Source organism: Streptomyces melanogenes (assembly GCF_014649795.1).
GTDB lineage: Bacteria > Actinomycetota > Actinomycetes > Streptomycetales > Streptomycetaceae > Streptomyces > Streptomyces noboritoensis.
Genome location: NZ_BMTS01000006.1, coordinates 162,826 through 184,921, shown reverse-complemented (window position 1 = coordinate 184,921; position 22,096 = coordinate 162,826). Strand labels below are relative to the sequence as shown.

At 70.1% G+C, this 22,096-nt stretch carries 16 protein-coding genes; 6 read left to right on the top strand and 10 right to left on the bottom strand.

Annotated features, from left to right (window positions below; translation table 11 throughout):
* Positions 1–54: 54 nt before the first annotated feature.
* The 9 genes from IE252_RS15445 to IE252_RS15405 form a co-directional block, all read right to left on the bottom strand.
* Complete coding sequence (locus IE252_RS15445) at positions 55–1,683, bottom strand: peptide ABC transporter substrate-binding protein (RefSeq protein WP_190089972.1); 1,629 nt, start codon at positions 1,681–1,683, stop codon at positions 55–57.
* Between the two features lie 109 nt (positions 1,684–1,792).
* On the bottom strand, positions 1,793–2,704 hold the full coding sequence (locus IE252_RS15440; protein WP_190089971.1) for a GNAT family N-acetyltransferase: 912 nt from the start codon (positions 2,702–2,704) through the stop codon (positions 1,793–1,795).
* A 118-nt stretch (positions 2,705–2,822) separates the two neighbouring features.
* Positions 2,823–3,971 carry an ABC transporter ATP-binding protein gene (locus IE252_RS15435; protein WP_190089970.1) on the bottom strand — a complete coding sequence of 383 codons (1,149 nt, stop codon included), beginning with the start codon at positions 3,969–3,971 and terminating at the stop codon, positions 2,823–2,825.
* Positions 3,964–5,019, bottom strand: coding sequence for an ABC transporter ATP-binding protein (locus IE252_RS15430; RefSeq protein ID WP_190089969.1), 1,056 nt, complete (start codon positions 5,017–5,019; stop codon positions 3,964–3,966). Before IE252_RS15430 ends, IE252_RS15435 begins: the two co-directional genes overlap by 8 nt.
* A gap of 14 nt (positions 5,020–5,033) precedes the next feature.
* Positions 5,034–5,975, bottom strand: a complete 942-nt coding sequence (locus IE252_RS15425) for an ABC transporter permease (RefSeq protein ID WP_190089968.1) — start codon at positions 5,973–5,975, stop codon at positions 5,034–5,036.
* On the bottom strand, positions 5,968–6,894 hold the full coding sequence (locus IE252_RS15420; protein WP_190089967.1) for an ABC transporter permease: 927 nt from the start codon (positions 6,892–6,894) through the stop codon (positions 5,968–5,970). The genes IE252_RS15425 and IE252_RS15420 overlap by 8 nt, the downstream gene beginning before the upstream one ends.
* A gap of 153 nt (positions 6,895–7,047) precedes the next feature.
* Positions 7,048–8,670 (bottom strand): peptide ABC transporter substrate-binding protein, encoded by a 1,623-nt coding sequence (locus IE252_RS15415; RefSeq protein WP_190089966.1) that lies wholly within the window; start codon positions 8,668–8,670, stop codon positions 7,048–7,050.
* A 455-nt stretch (positions 8,671–9,125) separates the two neighbouring features.
* Positions 9,126–11,027 carry a translational GTPase TypA gene (typA, locus tag IE252_RS15410; protein WP_190089965.1) on the bottom strand — a complete coding sequence of 634 codons (1,902 nt, stop codon included), beginning with the start codon at positions 11,025–11,027 and terminating at the stop codon, positions 9,126–9,128.
* 318 nt (positions 11,028–11,345) lie between these two features.
* On the bottom strand, positions 11,346–13,853 hold the full coding sequence (locus IE252_RS15405) for an ABC transporter family substrate-binding protein (RefSeq protein WP_190089964.1): 2,508 nt from the start codon (positions 13,851–13,853) through the stop codon (positions 11,346–11,348).
* 311 nt (positions 13,854–14,164) lie between these two features.
* On the opposite strand from IE252_RS15405, the gene IE252_RS15400 reads away from it, so the two are divergent.
* Genes IE252_RS15400 through IE252_RS15385 form a run of 4 tightly spaced genes read left to right on the top strand, consistent with a single transcriptional unit; the run spans position 14,165 to position 17,990 of the window.
* Positions 14,165–14,452, top strand: coding sequence for an Rv0250c family protein (locus IE252_RS15400; RefSeq protein ID WP_190089963.1), 288 nt, complete (start codon positions 14,165–14,167; stop codon positions 14,450–14,452).
* Positions 14,453–14,473: 21 nt separating this feature from the next.
* A complete protein-coding gene (gene sdhC / locus IE252_RS15395) occupies positions 14,474–15,292 on the top strand; it encodes a succinate dehydrogenase subunit SdhC (RefSeq protein WP_190089962.1) in 819 nt (272 codons plus the stop codon).
* Positions 15,292–17,220, top strand: a complete 1,929-nt coding sequence (locus IE252_RS15390) for a fumarate reductase/succinate dehydrogenase flavoprotein subunit (RefSeq protein ID WP_190089961.1) — start codon at positions 15,292–15,294, stop codon at positions 17,218–17,220. Before sdhC ends, IE252_RS15390 begins: the two co-directional genes overlap by 1 nt.
* Positions 17,217–17,990, top strand: a complete 774-nt coding sequence (locus IE252_RS15385) for a succinate dehydrogenase/fumarate reductase iron-sulfur subunit (protein WP_190089960.1) — start codon at positions 17,217–17,219, stop codon at positions 17,988–17,990. The genes IE252_RS15390 and IE252_RS15385 overlap by 4 nt, the downstream gene beginning before the upstream one ends.
* Positions 17,991–18,074: 84 nt before the next feature.
* On the opposite strand, the gene IE252_RS15380 is transcribed toward IE252_RS15385, so the two are convergent.
* Positions 18,075–19,133, bottom strand: coding sequence for a glycosyl hydrolase family 18 protein (locus tag IE252_RS15380; protein ID WP_373298554.1), 1,059 nt, complete (start codon positions 19,131–19,133; stop codon positions 18,075–18,077).
* A gap of 138 nt (positions 19,134–19,271) precedes the next feature.
* Between IE252_RS15380 and IE252_RS15375 the strand changes: the two genes are divergently transcribed.
* Both IE252_RS15375 and IE252_RS15370 read left to right on the top strand, forming a co-directional pair.
* A complete protein-coding gene (locus IE252_RS15375) occupies positions 19,272–21,371 on the top strand; it encodes a TPM domain-containing protein (RefSeq protein ID WP_190089959.1) in 2,100 nt (699 codons plus the stop codon).
* On the top strand, positions 21,368–22,078 hold the full coding sequence (locus IE252_RS15370) for a PspA/IM30 family protein (RefSeq protein ID WP_190089958.1): 711 nt from the start codon (positions 21,368–21,370) through the stop codon (positions 22,076–22,078). The genes IE252_RS15375 and IE252_RS15370 overlap by 4 nt, the downstream gene beginning before the upstream one ends.
* Positions 22,079–22,096 lie beyond the last annotated feature (18 nt).

Below are 22,096 nucleotides of genomic sequence, written 5' to 3'. Positions count from 1 at the left end.
GGGAAGGGGTCCGGCCCGGCGCGGGGCGCGCGCCGGGCCGCACCTCCGCCGGCGTCAGCTGACCTTGATCTCGTTGTAGACGGGGACGCTGAACGGGTTCAGTGCGACGTTGGAGACCCGGGTCGAGTAGCCGGCGCTGCCGTTCTGGTACCAGAGCGGAATGGCGCCCATCTGGTCCCGCAGCACCCCTTCGGCCTTCTGGAAGAGGTCGACCGCCTTGGCCTTGTCCGTCTCCGCGTTGGCCTCGTTGACCAGCTTGTCGAACTCGGCGTTGGTCCACTTGCCGTCGTTGGACGAGGCGTTGGTGTAGTACAGCGGCTGCAGGAAGTTCTGGATCAGCGGGTAGTCCATCTGCCACCCCGCCCGGAACGGGCCGGACATCTTGTTCTGGGTGATCTGGTTGCGGAAGTCCGCGAAGGTGCCGACCGGGTTGCCCACGCACGCCCTGTCGTTGCCCAGCGCGTTGTTGACGCTGTTGCAGATGGCGTCGACCCACTCCTTGTGCGAGCCGGTGTCCGCGTTGTACGAGATCTTCACCTGGCCGCCGGGGATCCCGCCGCCCTCCTGGATCAGCTTCTTCGCCCCGGCGGGGTCGTACTTGCAGGCGTCGCCGCAGAGCCCGTCCTTGTAGCCGCCGTCCGCGCCGAGCACCGGCGAGGTCCAGTCGGTGGCGGGGGTGCGGGTCTTCTGGAAGATCGTGTCGGTGATCTGCGCGCGGTTGATCGCCATCGACAGGCCCTTGCGGACCTTCACCGCGCCCGGGGTGTTCCAGGCCTCGTCGTAGTACGGGAACGCGAGGGTCTGGATGATGCCGGCCGGGGTGTTGATGTACCGGTCGCCGAGGTCGGCCTTGACGTTCTTGAGCTGGGAGGCGGGCACGTCGTCGACGAGGTCGAGGTTGCCGGCGGTCAGATCGGTGTAGGCGGTGTTGTTGTCGGTGTAGACCTTCAGGTCGACGCCGCCGTTCTGCGCCTTGTCGGGGCCCGGGTACCCGTCCCACTTGCGCATCTCCAGCTTGGAGCCCTTGGTGTACGAGTTCACCGTGTACGGGCCGTTGCCGACCGGCTTGGAGAGCCAGGCGGAGTGGTTGTCGAAGAACGCCCTGGGCAGCGGGGCGAAGGCGGCGTAGCCGAGGGTGTCGGGCCAGGTGGAGAACTTCTGGTTGAGCTTGACGGAGAAGGTGCGCTCGCCGGTGACCTTCAGCCCGGAGAGCGTCTCCGCGGTCGGGTCGCCCTTGTCGGGGTGGGTCTTGTCGTACCCCTCGATGTAGCCGAAGAAGTACGCGTTCTTCTGGTTGTGCTTGAGGTCGGCGCCGTAGTTCCAGGCGTCCACGAAGGACTTCGCGGTGACCTTCTCGCCGTTGGAGAAGGTCCAGCCGTCCTTGACGGTGATGTTGAAGTTGACCGAGTCGGTGGTCTCGATCTTCTCGGCGAGCATGTCCTTGGCCGCGCCGGTCTTCGAGTCGTACCGCTTGAGCCCCCGGAAGAGCATGTCGAGGACCTTGCCGCCCTGCACCTCGTTGGTGTTGGCGGGCTCCAGCGGGTTCTGCGGATCGCCCCAGGACGAACTCACGATGCCGGAGGCACCACTACCGCCGCCGCTGTCCCCGCCCCCGCAGGCCGTCGCCGCGAGGGCGACGGCCACCGCACATGCGGCCCACTTGGCATGCGTGGCTCCGCGCATGGAGTCCTCCTAGAGTCCCAAAGTCTCACTTAGGGCCAAATATCACCCCAGGAGGGGACAGGGTGCACGTCTGCCGCACCCGAATGGGCGGAGGAACGAGCCGTGCGGCTCACACCGCCAGCCGCACCTCCCACGTGTCCACCGCGTAGTGCAGGCCCATGCCGTGCGCCTCGTACAGCCGCAGGGCGCCCGTGACGTTCTCCGTGTCGACGCCCAGGCCGATCGTGTCGCGGCCGCGGCGTGCGTACGTGGCGAAGGCGTGGCGCAGCAGGTGCCCGGCCAGGCCTCGGCCCCGGGACTCCTCGCGGACGCCCAGCGTGCGGATCCAGCCCATGCCCTCGCGGTCGTCGCGGGTGATCAGGACCGCCGCGTCGCCGAGGCCGTCGACGGACGCGATCCACACCAGCGGCCAGTCGGGGGCGACCTGGCGCAGCCACTCCTCGTAGCCCTGCGGGCGGAAGTCGAAGTGGTGGGTGAACGTCTCCTGGTGGAGGCGGTGCGCGGCCCGGCGGTCGGCGTCGTCCGCACAGGGGCGCAGCCGCACCCCGGCGGGCGGCTCGGGGTGCGGGTCGGCCTCGGCGGAGATCGGGCGGGTCAGGACGTTGTGGCGGCGCACCGTGCGCCAGCCGCGGCCGGTGAGCAGCGCGGTGTCGAGGGTGGGGTTCGCGTTCAGGTGGAGGTGGACCACCGCGTGCTCCGCGCCCGCCTCGGCGGCGAGCTCGCGCGAGCGCGCCTCGGCCAGGTCGAGCAGGCGCAGGCCCGCGTCCTGGCGGTCGGGCAGGACGTAGTGGTCGATGTCGACGGCGCCGTCCGTCCCCGCGTCGAGGATCGCCGCGTACGCCACCGTGCGCCCGTCCTCCACGGCCACCCAGGCGTCCCGCGCCTTCGCCAGGTCCTCCTCGACCTCGCCGAGCGCGGTCTCGGGCGCTCCTATCTCGATCTCGTCGACGGCGTTCAGCAGCGCGCAGACCGCCTCCGCGTCCTCGGTCGTGGCGGCCCTGACCCCGTGTGCGTTCTCCATCCGGCCACTGTCGGGCCCAAGTCGCCCGCCCCGCAACGCAATTACCCCGGTACGCGGAAGGGGCGCCCGGAACCGTGAGGTTCCGGGCGCCCCTTCCGTACGACGGGGTGGGACGCGGTCAGGCCGCGCCCACGACGTCCTTCTCCTCGGCGAAGTGGCACGCCGACTCGTGCGCGGCCGGGGTGTCCTGACCCCGGAAGCGCTCCGGGATCGCCAGCAGCGGCATCTCGGTGGAGCAGCGCTCCTCCGCCTTCCAGCAGCGGGTGCGGAAGCGGCAGCCCGACGGCGGGTTGGCCGGCGACGGGACGTCACCGGTGAGGATGATCCGCTCCCGGTGCTCGCGCGCCGCCGGGTCCGGCACCGGCACCGCGGAGAGCAGCGCCTGGGTGTACGGGTGCGTCGGGTGCTCGTAGATCTCCTCGTCCGAGCCGATCTCGGCGATCTTGCCGAGGTACATCACACCGACGCGGTCGGAGATGTGCCGGACGATGGAGAGGTCGTGCGCGATGAAGATGTAGGAGAGGTTGAACTCGTCCTGCAGCTTCGCCATCAGGTTGATGACCTGCGCCTGGACCGACACGTCGAGCGCGGAGACCGGCTCGTCGCAGATGATGATCTCCGGGTTGAGCGCGAGGCCGCGGGCGATGCCGATGCGCTGGCGCTGGCCGCCGGAGAACTGGTGCGGGTACCGGTTGATGTACTCCGGGTTCAGGCCCACCACGTCCAGGAGCTCCTGGACCTTGCGGCGCCGGTCGCCCTTGGGAGCCACCTCGGGGTGGATCTCGTACGGCTCACCGATGATGTCGCCGACCGTCATCCGCGGGTTCAGGGACGTGTAGGGGTCCTGGAACACCATCTGGATGTTGCGGCGGACGGCCTTCAGCGCGCGCCCGGACAGCTTGGTGATGTCCTGGCCCTTGTAGAAGACCTCGCCCGCGGTCGCCTTCTCCAGCGTCATCAGCAGCTTGGCGACGGTGGACTTGCCACAGCCGGACTCGCCGACGATGCCGAGGGTCTCGCCCTGGTAGAGGTCGAAGGAGACCCCGTCCACGGCCTTGACCGCGCCGATCTGCTTCCTGAAGAGGATGCCCTGGGTCAGCGGGAAGTGCTTGACCAGGTTGCGCACCTGCAGGATCGGCTCGCCGCGGTCGACCTGGACGTCGAGGAGGGCCTCGACCTCGGTCGTCGTCGAGGCGTCCTTCTTGATGACGTCGGTGACGCCGGGAGTCGCGTCCACGGCCGTCTCCTTCTTGACCGGCTCAGCCATGGATCGTCTCCTTCCAGAAGTGGCAGGCGCTGCCGCGGCCCGTCAGCTCGCTGCCGTCGCGCTCGGTGACCTGGTGCAGCGCCGGGGCGTCCGTACGGCAGATGTCGTCCGCCTTGGGGCAGCGCGGGTTGAAGGCGCAGCCGGCGGGGACCTTGAGCAGGTTGGGCGGCAGACCCTTGATCGCGTACAGCTCCTGGCCCTTCTGGTCCAGGCGCGGGATCGAGTCGAGCAGACCCCGGGTGTACGGGTGCGCCGGGCGCTTGTAGAGCTCGTGCACCGGTGCGGTCTCCACGATCCGGCCCGCGTACATCACGGCGATCTTGTCCGCGACGTCGGCGACCACGCCGAGGTCGTGGGTGATCAGGATCAGACCCATCTGGTACTCGCGCTGGAGCTCCGCGAGCAGGTCCATGACCTGCGCCTGGACCGTCACGTCGAGCGCGGTGGTCGGCTCGTCCGCGATGATCAGGTCGGGCTCCAGGGCGAGCGCCATCGCGATCATGATGCGCTGGCGCATACCGCCGGAGAACTGGTGCGGGTAGTCGTTGACCCGCGCGCTCGCCGCCGGGATCTTGACCTTGTCCATCAGCTCGATGGCCTTGGCCTTGGCCTCCTTGCGGGAGGCGCCCTGGTGGACCCGGAACATCTCGCCGAGCTGGTAGCCCACGGACAGGACCGGGTTGAGGGAGGAGAGCGCGTCCTGGAAGATCATCGCGATCTTCTGGCCGCGGATCTTCCGCCGCTCCTCGCCGGACATCTTCAACATGTCCTGGCCGCGGAACAGGATCTCGCCCTGCGGGATGCGGCCCGGGGGCATGTCCAGGATGCCCATGATCGCCTGCGCGGTCACGGACTTGCCGGAGCCGGACTCGCCGAGGACGGCGAGGGTCTCGCCGGCCGAGACGGTGTAGTTGACGCCGTTGACGGCCTTGGCGATGCCGTCCCGGGTGTGGAACTCGACGTGCAGATCGCGGACTTCGAGGAGCGGCGTGGAGTCGCTCTCGGATCGCGGGGCGGGTACACCCGCCGTTTTCTCAATGGTGGTCATGGAGTACGCCCTCCCTAGCGCATCTTCGGGTCGAAGGCGTCGCGGACCACGTCGCCGAGCATGATGAACGCCAGCACGGTGATGCTGAGCACGGCGGCGGGGAAGAGCAGGGCGTGCGGGGAGGTCAGGAACCGGTCCGTCGCGTCACTGATCATCAGACCCCAGGAGATGTTGGGGTGCTGGATGCCGATACCGAGGTACGACAGCGCCGCCTCGGCGGAGATGTAGACACCGAGGTTCATCGTCGTGACGACGATGACCGGCGCGAGCGTGTTCGGCAGGATGTGCCGGAACGCGATCCGCGTGGTGTCGGCGCCGAGCGCCTTCGCCGCCATGACGTAGTCGTTGTGCTTGTTGGCGATGACCTCACCGCGCATGATGCGGAAGACCTGCGGCCAGCCGAGCACGGCCATGATCAGCGACACCGACCAGGCGTCGCCGCCGCCGACGATCGACATGATCAGCAGCGCGCCGACGATGAGCGGCAGCGCGAAGAACACCTCGGTCACACGCGACAGGATGGTGTCGACCCAGCCGCCGCGCAGACCGGCGATGATGCCGAGCAGACCGCCGAGGGCGGTCGTCGCGAGCGCGGTGACCACACCGACGATGATCGAGTTGCGGGTGCCGAAGACGGACCGCGTGTAGATGTCGCAGCCCTGGACGTCGTAGCCGAACATATGGCCGGACGAGGGCGGGTTGAGCGAGTTCTGGAGCTGGCAGAAACCGTCGCTGAACGGGCTGCGCGAGGTGAACAGGCCGGGGGCGATCGCCAGCGCCAGCAGGATCACGATGACGAAGGCGGAGATGTAGAACATCGGCCGCTTGCGCAGGATCTCCCAGCCGTCGCGGATCAGGCTCGCCTGACGGGCCGCCGCCTTCTCCTCGGCCGCGGTCGCCTTGTCGCTCACCGCGCCCTCGGCGGGCGCGGTCTTCTCTATGGTCTTCTCACTCATAGCGGATCCTCGGGTCGAGCACGGCGTAGAGGAGGTCTACGACGAGGTTGGCCACCAGGTAGATCAGGACGAGCAGGGTGACCAGACCGACCACCACGGGCCGCTCGCGCAGGTAGACGGACTTGGCGAGCTGGCCGCCGATGCCGGGCAGGTTGAACAGCCGCTCCGTGATGATCGCGCCGCCCATCAGCGCGCCGAGGTCCATGCCCAGGAAGGTGACCACGGGGATGAGCGAGTTGCGCAGCGTGTGGATGCCGATGACGCGGCGCCGGGGCAGGCCCTTGGCGATCGCGGTGCGCACGTAGTCGGCGCGGATCGACTCCATCATGCTCGCCCTGGTCAGACGCGCGATGTACGCCATCGACGTCGACGCCAGCACGAACGCCGGAAGGATGTAGCTGTTGGGCCAGCCGTCGTCGATGCCGGCGACCGGGGTGATGCCCACCTTCACGCCGAGCTCCAGCTGGAGCACGCTGCCGAGGACGAACACCGGGATCGAGATGAGCACCAGGGTGCTGATCAGGACCAGGTTGTCGATGAACTTGCCCTTCTTCAGCGCGGCGAAGATACCGGCCGTGATGCCGAGGACGGCCTCGATGCCGAACGCGGTGAGGGCGAGCTTGAGGGTGACCGGGAATCGCTCGCTGACGATCTCCGAGATCGGGCGACCGGTGTACGTGGTACCGAGGTCGCCGGTGAAGACGCCGGTGATGTAGTGCCAGTACTGCACGATCTTCGGATCGTTGAGGTGGTACTGCTCACGGAGCATCGCCGCGACGTTGGGGTCGGCGCGCTTCTCGCCGGCCAGGGCCTGGATCGGATCGCCCTTGAGTGCGAAGACCAGGTAGAAGATGAGGAACGTAACGCCTATCAGTACAGGGATCGCCTGCAGGATACGGCGCACGACGAATCGGCCCATCGGTTCTCCAGAGGGGTGCTGACTCGCCCGGTGCCGGTGAGGGGTGGCAGAACGGACAAGGCGGACGGCAGACAGGGTGGGCAGGGAGAGACCCGGACCGGACTCCCCCTGCCCACCCTCGGCCCGCAACTACTTCACGGGACTTGATCGAGCTCAGCTGAGCTTGACGGTGTCCCAGAGGACGTTGTGACCGGCGACGCTGATGCTCTTGATCTTCGAGCTGAAGCCGGCGTTGAGCTTGTAGAAGTAGACCGGGATGTACGGCATGTCCTTGGCGAGGATGTCGTCAGCGGCCTGGTACTTCTTGATGGCCTCGTCCTTCGACGGAGCCTTGTCGCCCTCGACGAGGAGCTTCTCGAAGTCCTCGTTCACGTAGCCCGCGTAGTTCGAGCCGTTCTCGATGGCGTCCTTGGAGAAGATCGGACGGAGGTAGTTCTCCATGTCCGGGTAGTCCATGTTCCACGCCATGCGGAACGCACCCTGGTACTTCTTGGCGTCGAGGTCGTTCAGGATGGCCTGGAACTTCTCGAACGGCTTGGCGGTGACCTTGATGCCCAGGTTCTGCTGGAGCATGTTGGCGACGGCCTCGACCCAGCCCTTGTGGCCACCGTCGGCGTTGTAGCCGATCTCGAGGGTGTTGTTCGGCAGACCGCCGGCCTGCTGGAACAGCGCCTTGGCCTTCGCCGGGTCGTAGTTGCACGCGTCGCCGCAGGCACCCTTGCGGTAGCCCTGGATGATCGGGCTGATGAAGTCGTCCGCCGGGGTGCGGGCACCCTGGAAGATCTTGTCGGCGATGGTCTTCCGGTCGATCGCCATCGACAGCGCCTTGCGCAGCTCGGGCTTCTTGAAGGCCTCGTTGTACTTCAGCGGGAAGCCGATGAAGCCGACGCTGGAGTCCGCCGTGTCGATGACACGGTTGTCCAGGTCCTTCTTGTACGTCGCGAGCGCCGAGTCCGGGATCGCGATGTGGAAGTCGATGTTGTTGGCGAGGAGGTCCTTGTACGCCGTGTCCAGGTTCGAGTAGATCTTGAAGTCGACACCCTTGACCTCGATCTTCGAGGCCTCCGGGTACTTGTCGTACTTCACGACGCTGATCTTCTCGTCGTGCTGGAACTTGCCCGACATCTTGAACGGGCCGTTGCCGATCGGGGCCTCGCCGAAGCCCTTCGGGTCGTTGAAGAACACCTTCGGCAGCGGCGAGAACGCCGAGAACGAAAGCTGCGCCGGGAACGCCGAGAACGGCGCGTCCAGCGTCACCTGGAGGGTGTTGTCGTCGACGGCCTTGAGGCCCGACATCTCCTTGGTGGCGACCTTCTTCTTCGGTCCGGGGTTGAGGTCCTTGTAACCCTGGATGTGCGAGAAGAGGGGGTTCGTCTGCTGGGCGTTGTCCTGGTTGGCGCCGTAGTTCCAGGCGTCGATGAAGGACTTCGCCGTGACGGCCTCACCGTTGTGGAAGGTGTAGCCCGGCTTCAGCTTGATCGTCCAGACCTTGGAGTCCTTGGTCTCGACGGCCTGCGCGAGGTCGTTGACGACCTCGCTCTTCTCGTTCAGCTTGGTGAGCCCGGTGAACAGGGCGTGAATGACCTGTCCGCCCTCGGTCTCGTAGGTGTTCGAGGGCACGAGCAGGTTCTGCGGCTCGCCGATCTCCATGGAGATCACACCGCCCGAACTACCCCCCTTGCCCTTGCTGTCACCGTCGCCGCCACCACAGGCAGTCGCAGCCAGGGCGACGACCGCCGCACCCGCGACCCACTTGGCGCTCTTGGCACCACGCATGGGTTCCTCCTCATGAGTCCACTTGTCACAACAAGAGGGGCACAAAAAGATCGCCGACACCCCTGACGGCGATCGATCAAGCGCCCCGAGTGTGCTCGTGAGTCGGCACTCCCCACAGTGCGTGACCCATTGACCCGAGCTCAATGGAGCCAACTATTAAGTACGGCCGGGCTGTAAACCACACTTAAAGGGTCTCGTTTTGACAACATCAGGTCAGGCCAACAGTCCGAAATCCGGACAAACGGATCACAGACAGACACGCCCGAAACGGACCGTTAACACATCTTCCGGAGAGCGGCGCTCGATATCCGAACAGGATGTAGAGGAAAACGACTTGACCGCGCGCCAGTCGGAGGGCAGCGCGCGGGAGCCCCGCGGACCCCACCGTACGACAGCGGCCCGGCTCCCCGCGAAGATCGCGGGGAGCCGGGCCGTGAAGCTCAACCGGACTCGGTTCAGCCGTGCTTGGCGCGCGAGGCCGTGCGGCCGCGCTCCTTCTGGTCCAGGACGACCTTGCGGATGCGGACGGCCTCCGGGGTCACCTCGACGCACTCGTCGTCGCGGCAGAACTCCAGGGACTGCTCCAGGGAGAGCTTGCGCGGCGGCACCACGTTCTCGGTGTTGTCCGCCGAAGCCGCACGCATGTTGGTGAGCTTCTTCTCCTTGGTGATGTTCACGTCCATGTCGTCGGAGCGCGAGTTCTCACCGACGATCATGCCCTCGTACACCTCGGTGCCGGGCTCGGTGAACAGCACACCGCGCTCCTGGAGGTTGATCATCGCGAACGGCGTGACCGCACCGGCGCGGTCGGCGACCAGGGAACCGTTGTTACGGGTCACCAGGTTGCCGAACCACGGCTCGTGGCCCTCGTGGATCGAGTGGGCGATGCCCGTGCCGCGGGTGTTGGTCAGGAACTCCGTACGGAAGCCGATGAGGCCGCGGGACGGGACGACGAACTCCATGCGGACCCAGCCGGAGCCGTGGTTCGACATGTTGTCCATACGGCCCTTGCGGACGCCCATGAGCTGCGTGACGGCGCCCATGTGCTCCTCGGGCACGTCGACGGTCAGGCGCTCGACCGGCTCGTGCGTCTTGCCGTCGACCTGCTTGGTGACGACCTGCGGCTTGCCGATGGTCAGCTCGAAGCCCTCGCGGCGCATCTGCTCGACCAGGATGGCGAGCGCGAGCTCACCACGGCCCTGGACCTCCCAGGCGTCCGGACGGTCGGTGTCCAGGACGCGCAGCGAGACGTTGCCGATGAGCTCGCGGTCCAGACGGTCCTTGACCTGGCGGGCGGTGACCTTGCGGTCCTTGACGGCGGACTTGGCGTCCGCGCCCTTGCCCGTGCCACCGCGGCCGACGAGCGGCGAGGTGTTGGTGCCGATGGTCATGGAGATGGCCGGCTGGTCGACCGTGATCAGCGGAAGCGCGACCGGGTTCTCCGGGTCGGCCAGGGTCTCGCCGATCATGATGTCGGGGATACCGGCGACGGCGCAGATGTCACCGGGGCCCGCCACCTCGGCCGGCTTGCGGGTGAGCGCCTCGGTCATCATCAGCTCGGAGATGCGGACGTTCGAGATCGAGCCGTCGCGCTTGATCCAGGCCACGGTCTGGCCCTTGCGCAGCTCGCCCTGCTCCACGCGGAGCAGCGCGATGCGGCCGAGGAAGTTGTCGGCGTCGAGGTTGGTGACGTGGGCCTGGAGGGGCGCCTCGTCGTCGTACGTCGGGGCCGGGACGTGCTCCAGGATGGTGGAGAAGAACGGCTCCAGGTTGGTGGAGTCCGCCGGGACCGTGCCGTCCTCCGGCTTGGTCAGCGAGGCGATGCCGTCGCGGCCGCAGGCGTAGACGATCGGGAACTCGATCTGGTCCTCGTCCGCGTCCAGGTCCAGGAACAGGTCGTACGTCTCGTTGACGACCTCGTCGATCCGGGAGTCCGGGCGGTCCGTCTTGTTGATGCACAGGATGACGGGCAGGCGCTGCTGGAGGGCCTTGCGCAGCACGAAGCGCGTCTGCGGGAGCGGGCCCTCGGAGGCGTCGACGAGCAGGACGACGGCGTCGACCATCGACAGACCGCGCTCGACCTCACCGCCGAAGTCGGCGTGGCCGGGGGTGTCGATGATGTTGATCGTGATCGGGGCCCCGCCGTCCTTGGGGTGGTACTTCACGGCGGTGTTCTTCGCCAGGATCGTGATGCCCTTCTCACGCTCCAGGTCGTTCGAGTCCATCATGCGGTCGTCGAGGTGCTGGTGCGCGGCAAACGCACCCGCCTGCTTGAGCATGGCGTCGACGATGGTCGTCTTACCGTGGTCGACGTGGGCGACGATGGCGACATTGCGGATGTCGTGGCGCGTGGGCATGCTGGCTGGCGCTTCTCTCGATCGGGAATCAGGCGTCTGACGGTCGAAGCCTCGTCCGCCCGCCGGGCGCGGACACGCCACGGCTAGTCCTATGGTACGGGGCTGGCGCGCCGGAGGCCTCCCGGGCCGAACCTATGATCGTTTCGCGGGGTGCGAGGAGCAGTGAGGGAGCCCTGGTGGAGGCAGCCTCGGGGCCGGGTCAAGGGCAGTCACGACCTTGCCCGCCGGCGCACCGACGGGCAAGGGACTTGAGCCAGTTCTGAGGTTCTGACCTGCTACTTCTCAGTACGATCAGTGAACGTTCACCGATCGCATCCGCTACTTCTTCGCCCCCTTCGGCGCGCTTTCCGCCTTCTTGAAACCGATGTCCTGGAAGTGCGGGGCGGCGAACCCGAACGCTCCGGCATTGGCGACGTTCGGCTTCACCGCGACCAGCTGGGGGCGCTGGTAGAGGGGGATGGATCCGGCCGCCGCCCAGATCCTGGCGTCCGCCTTGCGCACCAGGTCGCGGGCCTCGTCCTCGTCGAGCTCCCCGGCCGCCTGGTCGAACAGCTGGTCGATGTGGTCGGTGCCGACCCGGGTGTAGTTCTGCTCGACCACCAGCGAGCCGTCCGAGGCGGGCTCCGGCTTGGCGAAGACCGGCCGGTCGTCGGTGGCCGGGTAGGCGGTGCCGGGCCAGGAGTACAGCGCCAGGTCGAAGTCGCCCGAGGCGATGTGGTCCTTGAAGTAGCTGTCGTCGGCCACCTTGGAGATCTCGGTGCTGATCCCCACGGCCTTCAGCATCTGCGCGATCCGCTCGCCCACCGCCCGCAGCTGCTCGGAGCCCGCGCCCGAGGGGAGCACGAAGCGCAGCGTGAGCGGCTTGCCGTCCTTGCCGAGCGGGCCGCCCGCCGCGGGAGCCGCGGTGCCCTTGGGGGCGTATGCGCCGGGGGCGCCGCCCTGGCGCTGGGCCTCGGTCCTGCGGGCGTCCTCGCCGTCCCGCCGCTTCCCGGCCTCGTCCCGGTGGCCGTGGCCCGCGTCGTCCAGCGCGTCGGCCTGGCGCATCAGGGCGATCTCCTGGAGGGCGGCGGCCCGGGCCGGGGCGAGCACGTGCGTATCGGCGCCCGGTCCCGAGCCGCCGGGCCGGTTGTCGCCGGGGCGGTCGTCGCTCCCGGCCGCGCCCTCGTCGTCCTGCGCGCCGGAGCCCGACCGGGGCTTGGCCCCGTCCGCGTAATAGGGGCCCTCGCCGACCTTCGCGCCGCCCAGGAGGTACGGACCGGCCCGGAATCTCCTGCCCTTGTCGTCGCCGACGATGTACGTGCCGTCGTCGTTCGAGCCCGTGTCCCCGGCGCTCTCCCGCTTGGCGTCGTCGTCCGCGTTGGCGCCGGACGCCTTGCTGCCCGCCTTGCTCGTGCCGGGCTTCTGGCGGGCGCCGCCGGGGGTCCAGCCCGCGTCCGCGAGCAGGGCCTGCGCCTCGTGGGTGTCGTGGCCGCCGAGCGCGTCGCTGTTGTCGGCGTACGCCGGCTGGCCCGCCAGCGCCAGATGGCTGCCGGGCGGCCGGGCGGGCAGCCCGAGCGGCTTGAGCACGAGCTCCGCGAGCTCCTCGCGGTCGAGGGCCCGGGCCACGGCCCGGCGCACCCGTTCGTCGGCGAGCGGGCCGGAGCTGCCGTTGAGGGCGAGCTGGGTGTAGGCGGGCTCCAGGGACTTGCGGATGGAGAGACCCGCCAGGCCCGCCTGCTCCTCCGCGTACCGCTCGACGGCCTCGCGGGTCTGCTTGCGCGCCCGCACCTCGGCCTCGGCCCGCTCCTCGTCGGAACCGTGCGCGATCGCCCAGGAGCGCAGCGCGGCGGCCGGGGTGATGGCGGCGCCGGGGCCGTGGGTGAGCCCGGGGCCGTCGTTGCCGCGGCCCGCGCCCTTGTCGCGCTCGGCCAGGGTGATGCGGTCGGCGCCGGACCGGTCGATCTCGGCCACGTCCAGGCTGCCGTCGGCGAGGGCGGCGACCCGCTTGTCGCGCGGGACGGCCCGGAAGACCAGCTCGTCGAGCTTGCTGGGCCGGCCCCACCAGCGCGGGTTGCGGGCCAGCGTGAAGGTGCCCTTGTCGCGGTCCGAGGCCTTCAGGAGAAACGGTCCTGCGGTGGCCTTCAGCTTGGTGCGGGCGCCGTCGTTGAAGGCGTCCGGGGTCCCGGTGACGTCCTTCGGGTAGAGCGGACTGAACAGGGCGCGCCAGTCCGCGTACGGCTTGGCGAAGGTGACCTTGACCTCCAGGTCGTTGGCGCCCTTCTCGATCTTCTCGATGCGCTCGTACCCGGCGTTGCGCGCGGTCCAGTACGCCGTGTCGCGACCGCTGAGCGCGCGCCACTGCGCGACGAAGTCGGGGGCGCCGACCTCCCGGCCGTCGCTCCACACCGCCTTCTGATTGAGCTTGTAGAGCACGACCTGCTTGGGCTCGCGCTGCACGATCTCCGCGCTCTCCAGATAGTCCGGGTTGCGCTCCGGGCGGCCGCGCTCGTCCAGGGTGAAGAGGGACGGCAGCACCGCGCCGGTGATCCGCGCGGTGGCGGCGTCGGCGTCGGCCTGGAAGACGTTGAGCGTCTGGGGCAGCGCGTCGACGGCCCAGCGCAGGGTGCCCCCGTCGGCGACCTGGGGACGGGCCGCCGCGCCGATGTCCTGGGGGACGGCGACCGCGCCGCCCGCGTCGTCGCCCGAGGAGCAGCCGGTCAGTGCGGGGAGCGCCAGCACACCGGAGGTGAGGAGCGCGACGGACCGGAGCGACGCGACGGTGCGGATCGCGGCGACGGTGCGGATCGCCCGGGATGCCCTCCCGCGCTGGACGCCGACGTGGGGCATGTTTTGTACCTCTTCGTCAGTTTTGTTTGCTTGGTGGCATTTCGCGATGATCACACGTATTGCCCACTCACTGAAGAGGACGGCGCCCCCACCCGTACGGCGACACGGCGCGGCGGCGGCCGGATCCCACCCGTGCGGCTCAATGAGGGCGCGTACGGGGTGGTGCGCGCGCCCGGAACCCGGTGCACACACCTTCACAATCACGGAAGTGACGCGCGACACTCTCAGGCGCATGACCTTTCGGGGGGATCCGGAGGTCGCCCTCCGGCACGACCGGTCACCGCCCGCCACTGCGGAAGGTAGGGCACGTCATGTCCCTGCACGACGAGTTGACGTCGGTTCAGCGCTGCCTCGACGACCTGGTGAGGTCAGTGGGGCGGCTGGAGAAACAGGTCGGCGACGGCGGCCTGGACATCCGGCGGGTACGGACCGACACCGACCATCTGCGCGAGAGCGTCGCGCTGCTGCGCGCGACCGCTCCCCGAGCCGCCGAGGCCCGCCCCGACCTGGTCACCATCCCGGACACGCCGTACGACGCCTCGCTGTGGACGGACTCGGACGACGAAGGTCTGGGCGCCCGCGACCGGCGCGCCCCCTGACTCACGCGACTGGAGCCACTGTTGGCCACAGGCACCGAACCCCAACCGCTGACCGGCGTTCACGACGCCTCGCGCGCCGCCATCGCGCCCCGCCATCTGCGCACCGACCGCTGGTGGCTGGCGCCCGCCGTGACCGCCGCCGGACTGCTCGCCTTCGTCGTCTACTCGACCTGGCGGGCCTTCGTGAACGACGACTACTACGCCGCTCCGTACGTCTCGCCGTTCTACTCGCCGTGCGTCGCGGACAACTGCGTCCCGATGCGCGGCGGCCCGAACGCCGACCTCATCGGCAGCTGGTGGGGCCTCTCCCCCGCCCTGCTGATCCTGATCTTCCCGCTCGCCTTCCGGGGCACCTGCTACTACTACCGCAAGGCCTACTACCGGGGCTTCTGGGCCTCGCCGCCCGCCTGCGCGGTGGCCGAGCCGCACAAGAAGTACTCGGGCGAGACCCGCTTCCCGCTGATCATCCAGAACATCCACCGGTACACGTTCTACTTCGCGCTGCCGGTCGCCGCGTTCCTCACCTACGACGCGGTGCTCGCCTACCGCGACGAGCACTACCGGTGGGGCCACATGGGGCTCGGCACCCTGGTCTTCACCGTCAACATCGTGCTGATCTGGGCGTACACCCTGTCCTGCCACTCCTGCCGGCACATCGTCGGCGGCAAGCTGCGGCACTTCTCCAAGCACCCGGTGCGCTACCGGCTGTGGGGCTGGGCCGGGAAGCTGAACCAGCACCACATGCTGCTCGCCTGGGCCTCGTTGATCAGTGTCTCGCTGGCCGACCTGTACGTGTACTTCCTCGCCACCGGGGCGTTCGACGATCCGAGGTTCTTCTGATGACGCAGCTCGAACGGCAGCAGTGGGACGTGGTCGTGGTGGGCGCGGGCGGGGCCGGCCTGCGGGCCGCCATCGAGGCCCGCGAGCAGGGCGCCCGTACGGCGGTGATCTGCAAGTCCCTCTTCGGCAAGGCGCACACGGTGATGGCCGAGGGCGGCATCGCCGCCTCCATGGGCAACGTGAACTCCGGTGACAACTGGCAGGTCCACTTCCGCGACACCATGCGCGGCGGCAAGTTCCTCAACCAGTGGCGGATGGCCGAGCTCCACGCGCGCGAGGCGCCCGACCGGGTGTGGGAGCTGGAGACCTGGGGCGCCCTCTTCGACCGTACGGCGGACGGCCGGATCTCCCAGCGCAACTTCGGCGGCCACGAGTACCCCCGCCTGGCCCACGTCGGCGACCGCACCGGCCTGGAGCTCATCCGCACCCTCCAGCAGAAGATCGTCTCGCTCCAGCAGGACGACAAGCGCGAGTTCGGCGACTACGAGGCCCGGTTGAAGGTCTTCCAGGAGTGCACGGTCACGCGTGTCCTCAAAGAGGACGACCGGGTGTCGGGCGCGTTCTGCTACGAGCGCGAGTCCGGCCGGTTCTTCGTCCTGGAGGCCCCGGCCGTGGTCCTGGCGACCGGCGGCATCGGCAAGTCCTTCAAGGTGACGTCGAACTCGTGGGAGTACACCGGCGACGGCCACGCCCTCGCGCTGCTCGCCGGGGCGCCCCTGTTGAACATGGAGTTCGTGCAGTTCCACCCGACCGGCATGGTCTGGCCGCCCTCGGTCAAGGGCATCCTGGTCACCGAGTCGGTGCGCGGCGACGGCGGCGTACTGCGCAACTCCGACGGCAAGCGCTTCATGTTCGACTACGTGCCGGACGTCTTCAAGGAGAAGTACGCGGAGTCCGAGGAGGAGGGCGACCGCTGGTACGAGGACCCGGACCACAACCGCCGCCCGCCCGAGCTGCTCCCCCGCGACGAGGTCGCCCGCGCCATCAACTCCGAGGTGAAGGCGGGCCGCGGCTCCCCGCACGGCGGCGTCTTCCTCGACGTCTCCACCCGGATGCCCGCCGAGGTCATCCGGCGCCGACTGCCCTCGATGCACCACCAGTTCAAGGAGCTGGCCGACGTCGACATCACGGTCGAGCCGATGGAGGTCGGCCCGACCTGCCACTACGTGATGGGCGGCATCGCCGTGGAGTCGGACACCGCGGCCGCGCGCGGGGTGCCCGGACTGTTCGCCGCGGGCGAGGTGGCCGGCGGGATGCACGGCTCCAACCGCCTCGGCGGCAACTCCCTCTCCGACCTGCTGGTCTTCGGCCGGCGTGCGGGACTGCACGCCGCCGAGTACGCCTCGGCCCTGGCCGGTGCCCGCCCGGCCGTCGACGAGGCCCAGGTGGACCTGGCGGCGGCCGAGGCGCTGCGGCCGTTCAGCGCCGAGCCCCAGGAGGGCGCGGCGCCGGAGAACCCGTACACCCTCCACCAGGAGCTCCAGCAGGCCATGAACGACCTGGTCGGCATCATCCGCCGGGACGCGGAGATGCGGCAGGCCCTGGAGAAGCTGGCCGAGCTGCGCGTACGGGCCAGGCGGGCCGGGGTGGAGGGGCACCGCCAGTTCAACCCGGGCTGGCACCTCGCGCTCGACCTGCGGAACATGCTCCTGGTCAGCGAGTGCGTGGCGCGCGCGGCCCTGGAGCGCACCGAGAGCCGGGGCGGCCACACCCGCGAGGACTGGCCCGCGATGGACCGGAGCTGGCGGCGGGCCAACCTGCTGTGCCGCCTGGCCGACCCCACCGAGGGCCTCGCGGCCACCGACCCGGTCCGGGGCCAGATCCGGCTCGTACGCGAAGAGACCGAACCCATCCGTGCCGACCTGCTCGCCCTCTTCGAGAAGGAGGAGCTGGTCAAGTACCTCGCCGAAGAGGAGCTCTACGAGTGACCACGTATGACGCGAGCTTCCGGGTCTGGCGGGGCGACACCGGCGGCGGCGCCCTGGAGGACTTCAAGGTCGAGGTGAACGAGGGCGAGGTGGTCCTCGACATCATCCACCGGCTCCAGGCCACCCAGGTGCCGGACCTGGCCGTGCGCTGGAACTGCAAGGCGGGCAAGTGCGGTTCGTGCTCGGCGGAGATCAACGGGCGGCCCCGGCTCATGTGCATGACCCGGATGTCGGTCTTCTCGCACGAGGAGACGATCACGGTCACCCCGCTGCGGGCGTTCCCGGTCGTCCGCGACCTGGTGACCGACGTCTCCTTCAACTACCAGAAGGCGCGGGAAGTTCCCGCCTTCGTTCCCCCGAAGGGGGTGGCGGCGGGCGAGTACCGGATGCAACAGGTCGACGTGGAGCGCTCGCAGGAGTTCCGCAAGTGCATCGAGTGCTTCCTGTGCCAGGACACCTGTCATGTGGTGCGCGACCACGAGGAGAACAAGGGCGCCTTCGCGGGCCCGCGCTTCCTGATGCGGATCGCGGAGCTGGACATGCACCCGCTGGACGCGGCGGACGAGACCGGCCTGGACCGCAAGCGCACCGCCCAGGACGAGCACGGCCTCGGCTACTGCAACATCACCAAGTGCTGCACGGAGGTCTGCCCCGAGCACATCAAGATCACCGACAACGCGCTGATCCCGCTCAAGGAGCGGGCGGTGGACCGCAAGTACGACCCGCTGGTCTGGCTCGGCAACAAGATCGGCCGCCGGTCCGGCAGCTAGGGCTGTGTGAGTCGGTGCCGTACGCGGCGGGGCCCGGCATCAGTGATGCCGGGCCCCGCCGCCGTACCGCCGTACCGCCGTGCCTCAGTTCCAGTCCTTGTCGTACGCGGCCCAGTCACGGTCGCGCGCGGTGAAGTCCACGTAGAGCGCCACGCCGAAGTGCTGGCGGTGGCGGTCGGTGCGGCCCAGGCCGAGCCGTACGCCGCGCACGGCCGCCTTGACCGTCTCGGCCGAGGCGTGGTGGCCCATGGTCTCCGTCTGGAAGAACGGCAGCCCCATCAGCAGATCGGTGTCCTTGGGCGTCACTTCGAGCGCCAGCGAGGCCTGCTGGGCGACATAGCCGCCGTACAGGCTCTCCAGCGGCATCGAAGTGTCGTACGACATCACGGCGATCTGGTCGACGCGCTTGGCCACCTGCCCGAAGTACGCCTGCGACCACCACTTCGGGTGCCCGGCGATCTTGCGGGCGGCGGCGTGCAGCTTGGGCACCGGGTCGATCTGGTGCGCGGCCACCGACAGCGTCGCGTTGTGCGCGCGCGTCATCGGACGCACCGCGTCGAGCAGTTCGAGGAAGTTGCGGTTGCCCGAGGGCATCGGCTCCAGGTCGAAGTGGACGCCGTCGAACCCGCCGCCCGCAAGGACCTGGCGGGACGAGTCCACCATCGCCGCGCGCGTGGCCGGACGCTCCAGGCGCAGCCCCTTGGGGCCCTCGGTGGCGAGCTTGTCGCCGAGCCAGGCCTGCACGCGCACGCCGGGCAGCCTGCGGTGCACGCCGTCGACCAGCCAGCGCGCCTTGGGGTAGCGGGCCGCGGGCAGCGTCCCGTCGTGCTCCAGGGGTCCGGCGTGGACGTACAGGTCGTGTATCCCCGTCTCCCGTACGCGCGCGGCGAAGGCGTCCAGGTCGCTCTCGCCCTTGCGGCCGTCGACCCAGGCGTGACCGAGCCAGATGGCGTCCCGGCCGCGCGTTCTGGTGCCGTCGCCCGGGTCGCCCGCGTAGCTGCTGCGCAGCGCCACGGCGCCGACCACCATGGGCGCCATCACCAGGAGCACGGCCGCCAGCGCGGCACGCCGCACCCACGTCCGCGCCGGGCGCCTGAACCACCGGCGCAGGCCGTCCACTCCGGCCGATATTGCTGTCCGCACGAGTACCCCTGACTGTCAGTGTGCCGTGGAAGTATGACCTCCCGGTGGCCTGCTGCCTAACGAGCGGCGCGGGGATTCCCCGGTCCGGCGGCTCCCGCCCGGTCGCGGAGCGGCAGATACCGCCATACGCTCACAAATGTGACGCCGCGTGTCAGTCGCACCGGGCCCCGCATCGCCGTCCGGGCCGTCCGGGCCCTGGCGGCCGTGCTGCTTGCCACGTGCTGGGCGGCACTGCCCGGCGCGGGACCCGCGCACGCCGAGGACCCGGTGAACCTCGCCGGAAGCGGGCTGGTCACCGACCGCGCGCACGCGCTGGGCGCCCGCGCGCCGGAGGTGGCCGCCGCGCTCGACCGCCTCCACGAGGACCGCCTGGTCCAGCTCTTCGCGGTGTACGTGGACGACTTCTCCGGCCGCACCCCCCAGGACTGGGCCGACACCACCGCGCAGCTGAACGGGCTCGGCCGCGACGACGTCCTGCTGGCCGTCGCCACCGGGTCGCGCCAGTACGCGTACTCGGTCGACCAGGCCTTCCGGCTCAGCGACCAGGCGCTCGGCCAGGTGGCCCGCGAGTCGGTCGAGCCCGCGCTGCGGCGCGGCGACTGGGCGGGGGCCGCGATCGGCGCGGCCGAGGGCCTGGACGCCGCCCTGGCCGAGCCCGCCCGGCACGACGGCTCGACCTCGGCGAGCGACTACGTGCTGCCGGTCGGCATCCTGGCCGTCGCGGGTGTGCTGGCCTTGTACGCGTACGCGCGCAGGAAGCGGCGGGCGGCCACCCGCACCACACCGGCGAGCGCCCAGGGCGCCGGGGCGCAGGGCGGGGAGCGGGATACGGGCCCGGCGCGGGACAGCGCGCCGGACGACCTCGCGGCCCTGGCGGCAGAGGCGGACCGGACGCTGCTCGCCACCGATGAAGCCATTCGTACGAGTGACGAGGAACTGGGTTTCGCCATCGCCCAGTTCGGGGAAGAGGCGGCCCGGCCGTTCGCGAAGGCCGTCGCGTACGCCAGGTCCGAACTGGCCACCGCGTTCCGGCTGCGCCAGCAGCTCGACGACGAGCCGCCGCCGGAGGGGCTCACCCTGCCGGAGGGACCGGCCCCGCCCGACGAGCCGGAGCTGCCGGAGGAGGGCGGGGCGGCCCGGCGGCGGATGCTGCGGGAGATCGTCGCGCGGTGCGCGGCGGCCGGGCGGCGGCTCGACGCGGAGGCGGAGGCCTTCGACGCGCTGCGGGGCCTGGAGCGCGACGCCCCGGGGGCGCTGGAGACGGTCGAGGCGGCCTTCCGCACGCTCACCCGGCGTACAGCCGCGGCGGACTCGACGCTGACCGCACTGCGCCAGCGGTACGCGGAGTCCGCGACCGCGCCCGTCGCGGACCACGCCGAGGAGGCCAAGGAACGCCTGATCGCCGCCACGGCCGCGCTCAACGCGGCCCGCCAGGCCCTCGACGCGGACGACCCGGGCGAGGCCGCGGCGCAGGTGCGCGCCGCCGAGGGCGCCGTCGCCCACGCGGCGACGCTGGTGGACGCGATCGACCGGCGGGGCCGGGAACTCGCGGAGGCGGAGGAGCTGTTGCCCGCCGCGCTCGCGGGGACGGAGGGGGCGCTGGCGGAGGCGCGGGGGCTGGAGCCCGCTGTCGACTTGCGCGAGCTGGTCGCCGGGGCCGAGACGGTACTCGTCGGGGTCGGGCGGGCGCGGGCGGCCGGTCCGTACGACCCGCTCGACGCGCTGCGCCGGGTCGGGGAGGCGGAGGCGGCCCTGGACGAGGCCCTGGCGGGCGTACGGGAGCGCGAGGGCGGCGCGGAGCGGTCCCGCGCGCTCCTGGACCGGGCGGAGCTCACGGCCCGCTCGGCCGTCGCGGCGGCGGACGACTGCGTCACCACCCACCGGGACGCGGTCGGCAGCGCGGCTCGCACCCGGCTTTCGGAGGCCCGGCGCCACCTCGCCCAGGCCGAGGAGACGGCCGGGCCGGACGCGCCGGGCGCCCTCGCGGAGGTGCGGCGGGCGGACATGCTGGCACGGCAGGCGCGGAGCCTCGCGGAAGCGGACGTGGAGGCCGATGAGCAGGGCGATGCGCAGGCCCACGACAGCGGCCCGGAAATCTTCGGGAAGTCCGGGACGGCGACCGGGAACCCGAACGGGCCGGGCGGTGTATCAGAAGCAGGAACGGGCGGTGTTCCGGGAACAGGGGCAGAGGCAGCGGCAGGGACGGAAAGCGGATCGGCGCAAGGAGAAGAGCCATGAACGACAGGCAGTCGGTACTGGGCCGGGTCGGCCGGCTGGCGAAGGCCAACGTGAACGCGCTCCTCGACCAGGCCGAGGACCCGCAGAAGATGCTGGACGAGCTGATACGGGAGTACACGAGCAATATCGCGGAGGCGGAGCAGACCGCCTCCTCGGCCGTCGGCAACGTACGGCTGATGGAGCTGGACCGGGTGGAGGACCTGGCCGCCGCCAAGGAGTGGGGCGACCAGGCGGTCGCGGCCAGCAGGAAGGCCGACGGGCTGCGCGCGGGCGGCTTCGCGGACGAGGCCGACCGGTTCGACCGCCTGGCCAAGGTGGCGCTGGGCAGACAGGTGCAGTCGGAGAACGAGGCGCGGGCGGCGGAGCCGGTGATCGCCGCGCAGGTGGAGGTGGTGGCGAGGCTCAAGTCCGGCCTGGCCCGGATGAAGTCCCAGCTGGACGTACTGAGGGCGGAGCAGGGCGAGTTGGCGGCCCGGGCGGGCTCGGCGGGGAGCCGGTTGCCGGACGGGCTGGAGAGTGTGGACCTGCTCGACCCGACCTGCGAGATACCCCGCTTCGAGGACAAGCTGCGGCGCGAGGAGGCACGGGCGCGGGGCGGTCAGGAGCTCGCCGCCTCGTCCCTGGACGCCCAGTTCGAGCACCTGGACGCCCCGGGAGACACGGCGGAGGTGGAGGCGCGGCTGGCGGCACTGAAGGCGACGACGTAGGGGCGGCACGGCGACGGC